The sequence below is a fragment of the Streptomyces sp. NPDC001443 genome (genome assembly GCF_053597355.1).
In genome coordinates, this window is the sequence record NZ_JBSFIA010000006.1 from 95,022 (window position 1) to 109,313 (window position 14,292).

The 14,292-nt window shown below is 73.1% G+C and carries 13 protein-coding genes; 9 read left to right on the forward strand and 4 right to left on the reverse strand.

Translation table 11 applies throughout. The features are described from left to right. Positions 1–20: 20 nt before the first annotated feature. From ACWC24_RS09540 to ACWC24_RS09555, 4 genes are all read left to right on the forward strand, one after another. Entirely contained in the window at positions 21–749 is a 729-nt protein-coding gene (locus tag ACWC24_RS09540) for a type 1 glutamine amidotransferase (protein WP_450662255.1), read from the forward strand. Positions 750–983: 234 nt separating this feature from the next. Next, a complete protein-coding gene (locus tag ACWC24_RS09545; RefSeq protein WP_392618025.1) occupies positions 984–2,009 on the forward strand; it encodes a 6-phosphofructokinase in 1,026 nt (341 codons plus the stop codon). Between the two features lie 121 nt (positions 2,010–2,130). Then, a complete protein-coding gene (locus tag ACWC24_RS09550; protein ID WP_450662256.1) occupies positions 2,131–3,081 on the forward strand; it encodes a cytochrome c oxidase assembly protein in 951 nt (316 codons plus the stop codon). Positions 3,082–3,303: 222 nt separating this feature from the next. After that, positions 3,304–3,480, forward strand: coding sequence for a hypothetical protein (locus tag ACWC24_RS09555; RefSeq protein WP_450662257.1), 177 nt, complete (start codon positions 3,304–3,306; stop codon positions 3,478–3,480). Between the two features lie 16 nt (positions 3,481–3,496). Here the strand turns inward: ACWC24_RS09555 and ACWC24_RS09560 are convergent, their stop codons facing one another. From ACWC24_RS09560 to ACWC24_RS09575, 4 genes are read right to left on the reverse strand one after another with little or no spacing between them, the layout of a single operon-like run. Beyond that, entirely contained in the window at positions 3,497–4,702 is a 1,206-nt protein-coding gene (locus ACWC24_RS09560; protein WP_450662258.1) for a sensor histidine kinase, read from the reverse strand. Further along, a complete protein-coding gene (locus ACWC24_RS09565) occupies positions 4,699–6,429 on the reverse strand; it encodes a sodium/solute symporter (protein ID WP_450662259.1) in 1,731 nt (576 codons plus the stop codon). The genes ACWC24_RS09560 and ACWC24_RS09565 overlap by 4 nt, the downstream gene beginning before the upstream one ends. Before the next feature lie 5 nt (positions 6,430–6,434). Next, positions 6,435–6,794 carry a hypothetical protein gene (locus tag ACWC24_RS09570; protein ID WP_450662260.1) on the reverse strand — a complete coding sequence of 120 codons (360 nt, stop codon included), beginning with the start codon at positions 6,792–6,794 and terminating at the stop codon, positions 6,435–6,437. Between the two features lie 10 nt (positions 6,795–6,804). Further along, positions 6,805–7,560, reverse strand: coding sequence for a LytR/AlgR family response regulator transcription factor (locus ACWC24_RS09575; protein WP_450662261.1), 756 nt, complete (start codon positions 7,558–7,560; stop codon positions 6,805–6,807). 88 nt (positions 7,561–7,648) lie between these two features. On the opposite strand from ACWC24_RS09575, the gene ACWC24_RS09580 reads away from it, so the two are divergent. The 5 genes from ACWC24_RS09580 (at position 7,649) to ACWC24_RS09600 (ending at position 14,228) form a co-directional block, all read left to right on the forward strand. Beyond that, positions 7,649–8,194 carry an Lrp/AsnC family transcriptional regulator gene (locus ACWC24_RS09580; protein ID WP_450662262.1) on the forward strand — a complete coding sequence of 182 codons (546 nt, stop codon included), beginning with the start codon at positions 7,649–7,651 and terminating at the stop codon, positions 8,192–8,194. Between the two features lie 116 nt (positions 8,195–8,310). Then, on the forward strand, positions 8,311–9,129 hold the full coding sequence (gene ddaH, locus ACWC24_RS09585) for a dimethylargininase (RefSeq protein ID WP_450662263.1): 819 nt from the start codon (positions 8,311–8,313) through the stop codon (positions 9,127–9,129). Continuing rightward, positions 9,129–10,367 (forward strand): ornithine--oxo-acid transaminase, encoded by a 1,239-nt coding sequence (rocD, locus tag ACWC24_RS09590; protein ID WP_450662264.1) that lies wholly within the window; start codon positions 9,129–9,131, stop codon positions 10,365–10,367. The genes ddaH and rocD overlap by 1 nt, the downstream gene beginning before the upstream one ends. Positions 10,368–10,526: 159 nt before the next feature. Next, entirely contained in the window at positions 10,527–12,986 is a 2,460-nt protein-coding gene (locus ACWC24_RS09595) for a SpoIIE family protein phosphatase (RefSeq protein WP_450662265.1), read from the forward strand. A gap of 201 nt (positions 12,987–13,187) precedes the next feature. Continuing rightward, complete coding sequence (locus tag ACWC24_RS09600) at positions 13,188–14,228, forward strand: NAD-dependent epimerase/dehydratase family protein (RefSeq protein WP_450662266.1); 1,041 nt, start codon at positions 13,188–13,190, stop codon at positions 14,226–14,228. Positions 14,229–14,292 lie beyond the last annotated feature (64 nt).

Genomic DNA, 14,292 nt, shown 5'->3' on the forward strand with positions numbered 1-14,292 from the left:
CCCCCAAGGACGGTCATCTCATGAGCGACAACCAACTGCGGATCGTCTGGGTCTACCCCGACCTCCTCAGCACCTACGGCGACCAGGGCAACGTCCTCGTCGTGGAACGCCGTGCCCGCCAGCGCGGCCTCGACGTGGCCCGGATGGACGTACGCAGCGACCAGCCGATCCCGACCTCCGGCGACATCTACCTCATCGGTGGCGGCGAGGACCGGCCGCAGCGGCTCGCGGCCGAGCGGCTGCGCCGCGACGGGCACCTGTACCGGGCGGTGGAGAACGGCGCGATTGTGTTCTCGGTGTGCGCCGGGTACCAGATCCTCGGCCAGGAGTTCGTCAACGACCTGGGCCAGCGCGAGCCGGGTCTCGGGCTGCTGGACGTGACCACGGAGCGCGGCACCGGCGAACGGTGCGTCGGCGACGTGCTCGCGGACATCGACTCGCGGCTCGGCCTGCCCCCGCTGACCGGCTTCGAGAACCACCAGGGCGTCACCCATCTCGGCCCCACCGCCCGCGCGTTCGCCCAGGTGCGGATCGGCCGGGGCAACGGCACGGGGGACGGCACGGAGGGCGCGTACAACGACACGGTCTTCGGCACGTACATGCACGGGCCCGTGCTCGCCCGCAACCCTCAGGTCGCGGACCTGCTGCTGAAGCTGGCCCTCGACGTGAACGCGCTGCCGCCGATCGACGACCACTGGTACGAGGCGCTGCGCAACGAGCGGATCGCGGCCGCCCAGCAGCCTGCCTGAACGTCTCTGCACAGGCCCGTCGGACACCCGTCCGGACACCCGTCCGGCGCCCGTCCGACGGGCCTTCCGCACAGGTGAGCGGGCCCGTCTGACACCCTGTCCGCACAGGTGAGCGGGGTCGTCCAGCAGGCGGACGCACGGTGCGTTCCGGCCCCCTCCTGACGCTAGGGTGGCGACGTCCGCGCCGGACAGCGTGGTTCGGCCCCGGCCCACGTGGAGAAGGTTTTTCGGGCTATGCGCATTGGTGTCCTCACGTCCGGCGGCGACTGCCCCGGCCTGAACGCCGTCATCCGGTCCGTCGTGCACCGTGCCGTGGTCGACCACGGCGACGAGGTCATCGGCTTCCGGGACGGCTGGCGGGGTCTCCTGGAGTGCGACTACCTCAAGCTCGACCTCGACGCCGTGGGCGGCATCCTGGCCCGCGGCGGCACCATCCTCGGCTCCTCCCGGGTCCGCCCCGAGCACCTGCGGGACGGCGTGGAACGGGCCCGGGGCCATGTCGAGGAGCTCGGTCTCGACGCGATCATCCCGATCGGCGGCGAGGGCACGCTGAAGGCGGCCCGCCTGCTGTCGGACAACGGCCTGCCCATCGTCGGCGTGCCGAAGACCATCGACAACGACATCGCGGTCACCGACGTCACCTTCGGCTTCGACACCGCCGTCGGGGTCGCGACCGAGGCCCTGGACCGGCTGAAGACCACCGCCGAGTCCCACCAGCGCGTGCTGATCGTGGAGGTCATGGGCCGTCACACCGGCTGGATCGCGCTGCACTCGGGCATGGCGGCCGGCGCCCACGCCATCGTCGTACCGGAACGCCCCTTCGACATCGACGAGCTGGCGCGGCGGGTCGGGGAGCGCTTCGAGGCCGGCAAGCGGTTCGCGATCGTCGTGGCCGCGGAGGGCGCCAAGCCGAGGGCCGGCTCCATGGACTTCGACGAGGGCGGCAAGGACGTCTACGGCCACGAGCGGTTCGCCGGGATCGCCCGCCAGCTCTCCGTGGAGCTGGAGGAGCGTCTCGGCAAGGAGGCCCGGCCGGTCATCCTCGGGCACGTCCAGCGCGGCGGCACGCCGACCGCGTACGACCGGGTGCTGGCCACCCGCTTCGGCTGGCACGCGGTGGAGGCCGTGCACCGCGGCGAGTTCGGCATGATGACCGCGCTGCGCGGCACGGACATCGTGATGGTGTCGCTCGCGGAGGCCGTGCAGACGCTGAAGACGGTCCCGGAGGACCGGTACGCCGAGGCGGAGTGCGTGCTCTAGGGGCTTTTGCGGGCTTCAGCCGCCCCCGGCCGCAGTCGCGGCCGGGGGCGGCTCTAGTCTGGGTGCGGACAGACAGCTGTGGACAGACAGCGCGCAACCCCCACGAACCAGGAGCCGGCGGATGGATCACAGCGGGCACGGCATGACCATGGATCTGCCGCCGTTCACGCTGGGACGAGGTCTTCAGTGGTCGGCGGACCCCTTCTTCCTCGTGGCCTGCCTGCTGGCCCTGGCCCTGTACGGCTGGGGGGTCGTCAGACTGCGGCGGCGCGGGGACGCCTGGCCGGTCGGCCGGACCGTGTCGTTCACCGTCGGCGTGCTGACGGTCATGGCGGTGATGTGCACCGCGCTGAACGACTACGGGATGGTCATGTTCAGCGTGCACATGGTGCAGCACATGGTGATCAGCATGCTGTCGCCGATCCTGATCCTGCTCGGCGCCCCGGCCACCCTGGCGCTGCGCGCGCTGCCGGTCGCGGGCCGGGGCCGCAAGGGGCCGCGCGAGCTGCTGCTGGCGCTGCTGCACAGCCGTTACATGCGGGTGATCACGCATCCGGCGTTCACGATCCCGATGTTCATCGCGAGCCTGTACGCCCTGTACTTCTCCCCGCTGTTCGACTTCCTGATGGGCTCCCGGGCGGGGCACATCGCGATGATGGTGCACTTCCTCGCCGTCGGCGTGGTGTTCTTCTGGCCGATCATCGGTGTGGACCCGGGGCCGAACCGGCCGGGTCATCTGATGCGGATGCTGGAGCTGTTCGCGGGCATGCCGTTCCACGCGTTCTTCGGCATCGCGCTGATGATGGCGTCGACGCCGATGGTCGACAGCTTCCGCAACCCGCCCGCCTCGCTCGCCATCGACGCGCTCTCCGACCAGAACGCGGCCGGCGGCATCGCGTGGGCGTTCAGCGAGATCCCCTCGGTACTGGTACTGATCGCACTGCTGTTCCAGTGGTACGGGTCCGAGCAGCGGCAGGCCAAGCGCTCGGACCGGGCCGCGGAGCGCGACGGGGACAAGGAGCTGGAGGCGTACAACGCCTACCTGGCCTCCCTGAACGCGCAGGGGCGCTGAGGCCCGCCGCAGACCGCTCCGGGCCGCCACGGCGGCGGTGAGCACTCCTCCGACGGCCCGCCCGGCACCACGCCGGGCGGGCCGCGCGCGGTCGGTGGCGCGACGGCCGCCGGCGGTGCCTCGCGACGCCTCGCACACGCACAGGCGGTACCACCGAGCCGGAACCGGGGCACCATGGAGGGGGACGAACCCTGAGCAGGGTGTCCTGAGGAGGGTGTCGCGATGCCCGGTTCCACGGACGGTTCCACGAGAGCGATGGGGGTGCTCACCCTCAGCGGACTCGTCGTGGTGACGGCCTACACGGTGGCGCTCGGCAGCAACGGCTGGCTGTGGTTCGGCTGGGTCGTGCTGGGCCTGCTCACCCTGGCCATGATCGTCACCGACCACCGACCCGCCTAGGGCGCACGGCGGGGACTCACGTCCCGGTGAGCCGGCCCGCCGAGTGCACGCCCGGCTGGTACTTCGGCAGCCGGGCGGTGATCTTCATGCCCGCCCCGACCGCGGTCTCGATGACGAGCCCGTGGTCGTCGCCGTAGACCTGCCGCAGCCGGTCGTCGACGTTCGACAGCCCGATGCCCCCGGACGGGCTGACCTCGCCCGCGAGGATCCGGCGCAGCAGGGCGGGGTCCATGCCCGCGCCGTCGTCCTCGATGACCACCAGGGCCTCGGCGCCCGCGTCCTGCGCGGTGATCTGGATGCGGCACGTGTCGGCCTTGCCCTCCAGACCGTGCTTGACGGCGTTCTCCACGAGGGGCTGGAGGCACAGGAAGGGCAGCGCCACCGGCAGCACCTCGGGGGCGATCTGGAGGGTGACGGAGAGCCGGTCGCCGAAGCGGGCCCGGACCAGCGCCAGGTAGTGGTCGATGGCGTGGAGCTCGTCGGCGAGGGTGGTGAACTCGCCGTGCCTGCGGAACGAGTAGCGGGTGAAGTCGGCGAACTCCAGCAGCAGCTCCCGGGCGCGCTCGGGGTCGGTGCGCACGAAGGAGGCGATGACCGCGAGCGAGTTGAAGATGAAGTGCGGGGAGATCTGGGCCCGCAGGACCTTGATCTCGGCCTCGATCAGCCGGGTCCTGGACTGGTCGAGGTCGGCCAGTTCCAGCTGCACGGACACCCAGCGGGCAACCTCGCCGGCCGCCCGGACCAGGACCGCGGACTCGCGGGGCGCGCAGGCGACGAGCGCGCCGCGCACCCGGTCGTCGACGGTGAGCGGGGCGACCACCGCCCAGCGCACCGGGCAGTCGGGGGCGTCGCAGTCCAGCCGGAACGCCTCGCCGCGGCCGGTCTCCAGGGGGCCCGCGAGCCGCTCCCTGACCTCGGCCCGGTGATGACTGCCCGCGCCGTCCCAGACGAGGACGTCGTGGTCGTCGGCGAGGCACAGCGCGTCCGTGCCGAGCAGCGAGCGCAGGGTACGGGCCGATCTGCGGGCCGTCTCCCCGGTGAGGCCCTCGCGCAGCGGGGGCGCGGCGAGGGACGCGGTGTGCAGGGTCTGGAAGGTGGCGTGCTCGACGGGGGTGCCGAGGCCGTCCTGGCTCTCCGGGCGGGCCGTGCGCCGGCCCAGCCAGAATCCGGCGGCCAGCAGGGGCAGCGCGGCCACGCACAGGCCGGCCAGGAATCCGCTCACGCCCGCGCCTCCGGCCGCAGCTCCTCGGCGCGCAGTTCCTCCGGCAGGTGGAAGCGCGCCAGCACCGCCGCCGTGCCGGCCGGGACCCGCCCCGGGGTCGCGAGGGACACCAGCACCATGGTGAGGAAGCCCAGCGGTACGGACCACAGGGCGGGCCAGGCGAGCAGGGCGTGCGGCGGTCCGCCGGTGCCCGGGAAGCCCGCCATGGTCGCGGTGACCGCCACGAACGCCGAGCCGCCGCCCACCAGCATCCCGGCGGCCGCGCCGGGCGGGGTCAGCCGCCGCCACCAGATGCCGAGGACGAGCAGCGGGCAGAACGACGACGCGGACACGGCGAAGGCGAGCCCGACCGCGTCGGCCACGGGCAGGCCGCCGACCAGGACGCTCGCCGCGAGCGGTACGGCCATGGCGAGCACCGTGCCGAGCCGGAAGTGCGGTACGCCGCGCGCGGGCAGCACGTCCTGGGTGAGGACGCCGGCCACGGCCATGGTCAGCCCGGACGCGGTGGACAGGAACGCGGCGAAGGCGCCCCCGGCGACCAGCGCGCCGAGCAGTTCCCCGCCCAGGCCCCCGATCAGCCGTTCGGGCAGCAGCAGTACGGCGGCGTCCGCGTCGCCGGTGAGGGTCAGCTCGGGGGCGTACAGCCGGCCGAGCGCGCCGTAGACCGGGGGCAGCAGGTAGAAGGCGCCGACCAGGACGAGCACCGCGACGGTCGTGCGGCGGGCGGCGACCCCGTGCGGGCTGGTGTAGAAGCGGACGACGACGTGCGGCAGGCCCATGGTGCCGAGGAAGGTGGCGAGGATCAGTCCGTAGGTGGCGTACAGCGGGCGCTCCTGGCGGCCGGCGGCCAGCGAGGTCGACATGCCGGACCCGCCGCCGCGGTCGGCCGATGGCACCGTGCCGCCTGCGGCGAAGGTCAGCCGGGTGCCCCGCTCGATGCGGTGGACCCCGGCCGGCAGGGCGAGCCGGGTGCCCTCCAGGGGCCGGCCGTCGACGGTGCCGCTGACGGTCACGGTCAGCGGCCGGTCCAGCATCAGGTCGAGGGTGGAGTCGAAGCGCACGACGCCCGGCCGGCGGAAGGCGGCGGGTTCCTCGAAGGCGTGCGTGGGCGCGCCGTCGCCCTGCCAGGCGAGGACCAGGAAGAGGGCGGGGACCAGCAGGGCGGTGAGCTTCAGCCAGTACTGGAAGGCCTGGACGAAGGTGATGCTGCGCATGCCGCCCGCGGCCACGGTCGCCACCACGACGACCGCCACGATCACCCCGCCGAGCATCGCGGGTGCGCCGGTGAGAACGGTCAACGTCAGTCCGGCTCCCTGGAGTTGGGGCAGCAGATAGAGCCAGCCGACACCCACCACGAAGGCGCCCGCGAGTCGTCGTACGGCCTGTGAGGCGAGCCGTGCCTCGGCGAAGTCGGGGAGGGTGTAGGCGCCGGAGCGGCGCAGCGGGGCGGCGACGAACAGGAGCAGGACCAGGTATCCGGCGGTGTAGCCGACGGGGTACCAGAGCATGTCGGGGCCCTGGACGAGGACGAGGCCCGCGATGCCGAGGAAGGAGGCGGCGGAGAGGTACTCGCCGCTGATGGCGGCCGCGTTGAGGCGGGGGCCGACGGTGCGGGAGGCGACGTAGAAGTCGGAGGTGGTGCGGGATATGCGCAGGCCGAAGGCGCCGACGAGGACGGTGGCGACCACGACGAGGGCGACGGCGGGGACGGCGTAGCCGGAGTTCACGACGCTCAGCGGTCCTCCACGAGGAGCACGAAGTCCCGTTCGTTGCGTTCGGCCCGGCGTACGTACCAGCGGGCGAGCAGCACGAGGGGGGCGTAGAGGCAGAAGCCGAGGACGGCCCATTCGAGGCGGCGGGCGTCCGGCATGGCGGCGAAGAGCAGCGGGAGCGGCCCGACGAGCAGCACGAGGACGGCGAACACGGCTGAGGCAGCGCGCAGTTGGGTGCGCATCAGGGAGCGGACGTAGGTGTGTCCGAGGGTGGTCTGCTCGGCTATCTCGGTGCGGGGACGGTAGTAGCCGGAGGCGCGCCCGGTGCGGCGGGGCGGGCCGGTGACGACGACGCGGCGCTCGGCGGGGTCCTGGGGCACGAGTTCCTCCCTAGCTGGTCGGGCGGCGCATCAGCAGGTCCCTGAGCTCGCGTGCGTGGCGGCGGCTGACCTGGAGCTCCTCGGTGCCCACCTGGACGCTCACCGTACCCGCGTCCAGGCGGAGTTCGCCGATGTGGCGCAGGGCGACCAGGTGGCGGCGGTGGATGCGGACGAATCCGCGGGAGCGCCAGCGCTCCTCCAGGGTGGACAGCGGGATGCGGACGAGATGGCTGCCGCGGCCGGTGTGCAGCCGGGCGTAGTCGCCGTGCGCCTCGACATGGGTGATGTCGTCGACCGCGACGAACCGGGTCACACCGCCGAGTTCGACCGGCAGGTGGTCGGGGTCGGGTTCGTGCACGGGGAACCGCGGTGCCGTGCCGCGCAGTTCGGCGGCCCGTCGTACCGCCTCGCCGAGGCGTTCCTTGCGGACCGGTTTGAGCACGTAGTCGACGGCCTTCAGGTCGAAGGCCTGGACGGCGAAGTCCTCGTGTGCGGTGACGAACACGACCAGCGGGGGCCGGGCGAAGCCGGTCAGCAGCCGGGCCAGGTCGAGGCCGTCGAGACCGGGCATGTGGATGTCGAGGAAGACGACGTCGACGGCCTCGGGGCCGTGCGGGCCGGACTCCAGGGCGCGGTTGATGCGGCGCAGCGCCTCGGTCGCGTCGCCCGCGCCCTGCACGCTGCTTATCCGGGGGTCGGCGTTGAGCAGGTAGAGCAGTTCCTCCAGCGAGGGGCGTTCGTCGTCGACGGCGAGGGCGCGCAGCATGAAGGTGGAGTGTAGGAGCAATCGGTACGTCTGGACATGTGCCCTGCGTGTGGGTTCGCGCCGGGATCGCGCTGGATACAGTGCGGCCATGAACAGCAGGCCCACGTCGTTCGACGAGCTCGACCGGAAGATCCTCACCGCGCTGATGGCGAACGCCCGGACCAGTTTCGCCGAGATCGGCACGGCGGTCGGGCTGTCCTCGACGGCCGTGAAGCGCCGGGTGGACCGGTTGCGGGAGACGGGGGTGATCACGGGGTTCACGGCCACGGTGAAGCCGTCGGCGCTGGGCTGGAGCACGGAGGCGTACGTCGAGGTGTACTGCGAGGGCGCGGCGCCGCCGCGGCGGCTGGCGGAGGTGGTGCGCAACCACCCGGAGATCACCGCGGCGATGACGGTGACGGGCGGCGCGGACGCGCTGCTGCACGTGCGGGCGCGGGACGTGGACCACTTCGAGGAGGTGCTGGAGCGGATCCGCGTGGAGCCGTTCATCCGGAAGACGATCAGCGTGATGGTGCTCTCCCATCTGCTGCCGGAGAGCCCGGAGGCGGGCGCGAGCCAGCCGGCGCCCACGGAGTCCGCGCAGGACGCAGGGGAGCCCGCGAGGGACGCAGTGGACATGCGCCGACCGGCGTAAAGACGCAGCGATGCTGCGTGAACACGCAGGGTTCGTTCCTTGTCGTGCGGTTCCGTCACTTCTTACCTTGGTGTCAACCCTCAGTCACCACCCGTAGGAAGCGGAGGAACCCCTCTGTGCCCGAAAGCCGTGTGCCACGCTCCCGGCGTTTCCTGGTCTGCGAACCCAGACACTTCGCCGTGCAGTACGCCATCAATCCGTGGATGCATCCCGACACCCATGTCGACGTCGATCTGGCCCAGCAGCAGTGGCGGGCGCTGATCGACGCCTACCGGGCCCACGGCCACACCGTCGAGACGGTGGAGCCGGTGGCCGGTCTGCCGGACATGGTCTTCGCCGCGAACTCGGCAGTCGTCGTCGGCGGCCGGGTCTTCGGCTCGCTGTTCCACGCGCCCGAACGGCGCCCCGAGGCCGTGCACTACGACACCTGGTTCAAGACCGCGGGCTTCACCGTGCACCGTCCCGAGTCGGTCTGCGAGGGCGAGGGCGACCTGGTCTGGACGGGCCGGTATCTGCTGGCCGGCACCGGGTTCCGGACCACCCGGGAGGCGCACCGCGAGGTGCAGGAGTTCTTCGGCCGGCCGGTGATCGGCCTGACGCTGGTGGACCCGTACTTCTACCACCTGGACACGGCGCTGTTCGTGCTCGGCGACGGCCCCGACGCGAACGTCGTGTACTACCCGCAGGCGTTCTCGCCGGGCAGCCGCGAGGTGCTGGAGCGGCTGTTCCCCGACGCCGTCCTGGCCACCCGCGAGGACGCGCTGGCGTGGGGCCTGAACTCGGTGTCCGACGGCCGTCACGTCTTCATCGCGCCGCAGGCCGAGGCGCTGGCCGCCCGGCTGGCCGAGCGCGGCTACCTCCCCGTCCCCGTCGACCTGTCCGAGCTCCACAAGGCCGGCGGCGGCATCAAGTGCTGCACCCAGGAGATCCGCTGATGACCGCACCCGCCCGTACGCTCCCGGACAGCCGCACCTCGGCCGACCTGATCCGCGCGGAGGAGCCCGTCCTCGCGCACAACTACCATCCGCTGCCCGTGGTCGTGGCCCGGGCCGAGGGCGTCTGGGTGGAGGACGTCGAGGGCCGCCGCTATCTCGACATGCTGGCCGGCTACTCGGCGCTCAACTTCGGCCACCGCCATCCGGCGCTGATCGAGGCGGCGCACCGCCAGCTCGACCGGCTGACCCTCACCTCGCGCGCCTTCCACAACGACCGGCTCGCCGGGTTCGCCGAACGGCTGGCGGCGCTGACCGGCATGGACATGGTGCTGCCCATGAACACCGGCGCGGAGGCGGTGGAGAGCGCGATCAAGGTGGCCCGCAAGTGGGCGTACGAGGTGAAGGGCGTGCCCGCCGACCGGGCCACGATCGTGGTCGCGGCGGACAACTTCCACGGCCGTACGACGACGATCGTCGGCTTCTCCACGGACGAGACGGCCCGCGCGGGCTTCGGCCCCTTCGCGCCCGGCTTCCGGGTGGTGCCGTACAACGACCTCGCGGCACTGGAGGCGGCGGTCGACGGGACGACGGCCGCCGTCCTGATCGAGCCGATCCAGGGCGAGGCGGGCGTCGTGATCCCGGACGACGGCTATCTGGCCGGTGTCCGGGAGCTGACCCGGCGCGAGAACTGCCTGTTCGTCGCGGACGAGATCCAGTCGGGGCTGGGCCGCACCGGCCGCACCCTCGCCGTCGAGCACGAGGGGGTCGTCCCGGACGTCCTGCTGCTGGGCAAGGCGCTGGGCGGCGGCATCGTGCCGGTGTCGGCCGTGGTGGCGCGCCGGGAGGTCCTCGGGGTGCTGCGGCCGGGCGAGCACGGCTCGACGTTCGGCGGCAACCCGCTCGCCGCCGCGGTCGGCACGGCCGTCGTCGAACTGCTGGAGACGGGCGAGTTCCAGCGCCGGGCCGCCGAGCTGGGCACGGCCCTGCGCGACGGCCTGACCGCGCTGGTCGGCCGGGGCGTGGTCGGCTTCCGCGCCCGCGGGCTGTGGGCGGGCGTCGACGTCGACCCGGCCATCGGCACCGGCCGCGAGATCAGCGAGCGCCTGATGCGCGAGGGCGTCCTGGTCAAGGACACGCACGGCTCCACGATCCGGCTGGCGCCGCCGCTGACGATCACCGGCGAGGAACTGGCGGGGGCGCTCGCAGCCCTGGCGGAAGTGCTCACGCGGGCGGCCTGATCCGGGCCCGCACGAGCCCGTCCGTACGAACCCGTCCGGCTCGTACGGACGGGCTTGTACGACGGGTCGCACGTCTGCGGTGGCGCGGGCGCCTGCGGTTGCGCAGGGTGAAGACTGACGGGTGGTGGTGGACCCCTGTCAACGCCAGAGAGGCCGGCCGTGAGCGCACACGAGGAGCACGACGTGGCTCGCCCGCGCTTCGACGTGGCCGACGCCGCACCCCTGCTGCTCGACGCGCAGGGTGTGGTGACGAGCTGGACCGGCGGTGCCCGGCGGCTGCTGGCGTACTCGGCCGCGGAGGCGGTCGGCCGGGGGCTGGCCGAGCTGCTCGGGGAGCGGGACGCGGCGCGGGTGCCGGAGCTGGTCGAGCACTGCCGTGCGCACGGCGGCTGGGCGGGGCTGCTCACCGTACGGACCAGGGACGGGCGGCCGGTCAGCGTGATGGCCCGGCTGGTCCGGGCCGAGGACGGCGCGGGCCCGGCCCGGCTGCTGATGCTGTTGTCGGAGCTGTCCGGGGCGGCGGGCTGGGACCTGAGCCGCAGCATGCTCGAACAGCTGGTCCAGTCGCCGATCGGTATCGCGATCGTGGACCGGGACCTGCGCTACGTGTGGTCCAACGAGGCCCTCGCACAGTTCGGCGGCGGGTCGCCGCACGAGCGGCTGGGCCTGCGGATCTCGGACATCCAGCCGGGCCTGGACACCGACCGCATGGAAGCCCGGATGCGGCACGTGCTGGAGACCGGGGAGACGGTGACCGGCTACGAACACGTGGGCCGCGTACGGTCCGCGCCGCACCGCGAGACGGCCCACATGATGTCGTTCACCCGTCTGGAGGACGAACAGGGCCACCCGGTGGGCGTCTACTACACGGTCGTGGACATCACCGAGCTGCACCGCGCACGGCAGCGGCAGGCGCTGCTGGACCGGGGCGGCGAGCACATCGGCCGCAGCCTGGACATCATGCGCACCGCGCAGGAGCTGGCCGACGTGGTGGTCCCGGCCTTCGCCGACTTCGTCACCGTGGACCTGCTGGAGCCGGTGCTGCGCGGTGCCGAGCTCCCGCCCGGCCCCCTGCGCGACGTGGACCCGCTGCGGCTCCGCCGGGTCGCCCAGCGGTCGGCGCAGGAGAACCTGCCCGAGGCCGTCGTCGCCATCGGGCAGACCGCCGCCTACGCGGCCGGATCACCTCCGGTGCGGTGTCTGTCCACCGGCACGTCGTGGCACGAGGAACGCCTCGACCCGCTGGCCCGGGAGTGGGCGACGAACATCCCGGAGGGCAAGGAGGCCACGTTCGTGGAGCTGGGGCTGCACAGTGTGCTGATCGTGCCGCTGCGGGCGCGAGGCATCACCCTCGGCATCACCCTGTTCTACCGGCGGCAACGCCAGGAGTCCTTCGACGAGGACGACCTGGCCCTGGCCGAGGACATCGTCTCGCGGGCGGCCGTGTGCGTCGACAACGCCCGCCGCTACACCCGCGAGCGCCTGTCCGCGCTGGTCCTGCAGCGCAACCTGCTGCCGCGCCGGCTGCCCGAGCAGGACGCGGTGGAGGCGGCCGCCTGCTACCGGCCCGCCGACGAACTGACCGGCCTCGGCGGCGACTGGTACGACCTCATCACGCTGTCCGGCGCGCGGGTGGCCCTGGTGGTGGGCGAGGTGCTCGGCCACGGGATCCAGGCCGCCGCGGCCATGGGGCGGCTGCGGACCGCCGTGGACACCCTGGCCGCGCTCGACCTCCCGCCCGACGAGGTGCTCGGCCATCTCGACGACCTGGTCGCCCGCTCGGCGCACGAGGAGGTCACCGGCGCGGACCCCGAGGGGGGCGACGAGGCCGGGACCCTGGGCGCCGGCTGCCTGTACGTCGTCTACGACCCGGTCGAGGGACGCTGCGGGATGGCCGCCGCGGGCCATCCCGCGCCGGTGGTGATCGCGCCCGACGGGAGCATCACCTTCGTCGAGCTCCCCCAGGGCCCGCCGCTGGGCGTGGGCGGTCCGCCCTTCGAGGCGGTGGAACTGACCCTGGAGGAGGGCAGCACGCTGGTCCTGCACACCGACGGTCTGCTGGCGCACAGTACGCAGGAGCACTTCGCCGACGCGGACCGCGACCGGCTGCGCACGGCCCTGGAGCGTCCGTCGACCAGCCTGGAGCTGCGCTGCCGGGACGTGGTGAACGCGCTGGTGCCGGCCGGGCCGCACGACGACGTCGCCCTGCTGATGGCCCGCACCCACCGGCTGGACGCCGGGCACGTCGCGTCCTGGGACCTGCCGGCCGAACCGGAGATCGTCGCGGAGGCCCGCAGGTCGGCCGTCCGGCAACTGGCGCAGTGGGGGCTGAAGGAGCTGACGTTCAGCACGGAACTGGTGGTCAGCGAGCTGGTCACCAACGCGATCCGGCACTCGGCGGGCCCGATCCGGCTCCGGCTGATCCGGGGGCACGCCCTGGTGTGCGAGGTCTTCGACGGCTCCGCCACCGCGCCCCATCTGCGCCATGCGCGCACCACGGACGAGGGCGGACGCGGCCTGCTGCTGGTCTCCCAGGTCGCCGACCGCTGGGGCACGCGCTTCGTCCCCGACGGCAAGATCATCTGGGCCGAACAGTCCCTGGCGGGGCACACGGGGTGACGGGTCCCTTCCGGGACACCGGGGGACGGGTTCGGTGCGAGGCGCCCGGGACGACCGGTCGCGCGGTGCCCGACGGCTCGTCCGCCGGGACCGGGGACCAGGGGCCGGGGACCGTCCCGGCCGTCCCGTCACCCGTCCGGAGGGGGTACGCGGTCCCCGCCTGGGTACCCGGCGTGGACCTCCCCTGGAAGGGCGGCTGCGATGGACGACATGACGCGGCAGCAGACAGCAGGCACCGGCGGACTGCGGGTGGTGGTCGTCGGCGCGACCGGCAACGCGGGTACGAGCGTGGTGGAGGCCCTGCGCCACCATCCCGCGGTGGCCTCGGTCCTCGGGCTGGCCCGCCGGGTTCCGGACTGGAGACCGGACGGCACCGCCTGGGCGGCCACGGACGTCGACCCGGGCGGCGGCGATCTCGTCGACCACTTCACCGGTGCGGACGCGGTCGTCCATCTGGCCTGGAAGTTCCAGCCCACGCACGACCCCGTCACGACATGGCGCACCAACGTGCTCGGCAGCATCAGGGTCTTCGAGTCCGCGGCGGCGGCCGGCGTCCCCGCGCTGATCCACGCGTCGTCCGTCGGTACCTACTCGCCCGGGCCCAAGGACCACCCGGTCGACGAGTCCTGGCCGACCCACGGCTGGCCCCAGGCGGCGTACTGCCGGGAGAAGGCCTACCTGGAGCGGTACCTGGACGCGTACGAACCGGCGCACCCGGACGTGCGGGTGGTCCGGATGCGCCCCGGATTCCTGTTCAAACGGGAGTCGGCGTCACAGCAGCGGCGGATCTTCGCGGGGTCGCTGCTGCCCACCCAGTTGCTGCGGCCGTCGTTCGTTCCGGCGGTCCCGGACCTGCCGGGTCTGGTCTTCCAGGCCCTGCACACCGACGACGCGGCCACCGCGTACGTGGCGGCCGTCGTACGGCCCGTGCACGGCGCGTTCAACCTCGCCGCCGATCCGCCCCTGGACGCGGCCGGGCTCGGCCGGATCCTGGAGTCGCGGCCGTTGCGGCTCCCGCTGCCGCCGGTCAGGGCCGCGCTCTCGATGGCCTGGCGGCTGCGGCTCGTACCCGCCTCCCCCGACCTGTTCGACGCCGTCCTGCGACTGCCGCTGATGGACAGCTCGCGGGCACGTGCGGAACTGGACTGGCGGCCGCGGCGCAGGGCCACCGAGGCCGTCCGGGAGTTCCTGGACGGCCTGCGCGACCACGCGGGCATGGACACGGCGCCGCTCTCCGCCTGAAGCGGACCGCCGCCGTACGAGGTCCGTACGAGGTCCGTTCGAGGTCCGCCGCCCGGTCCCGGGA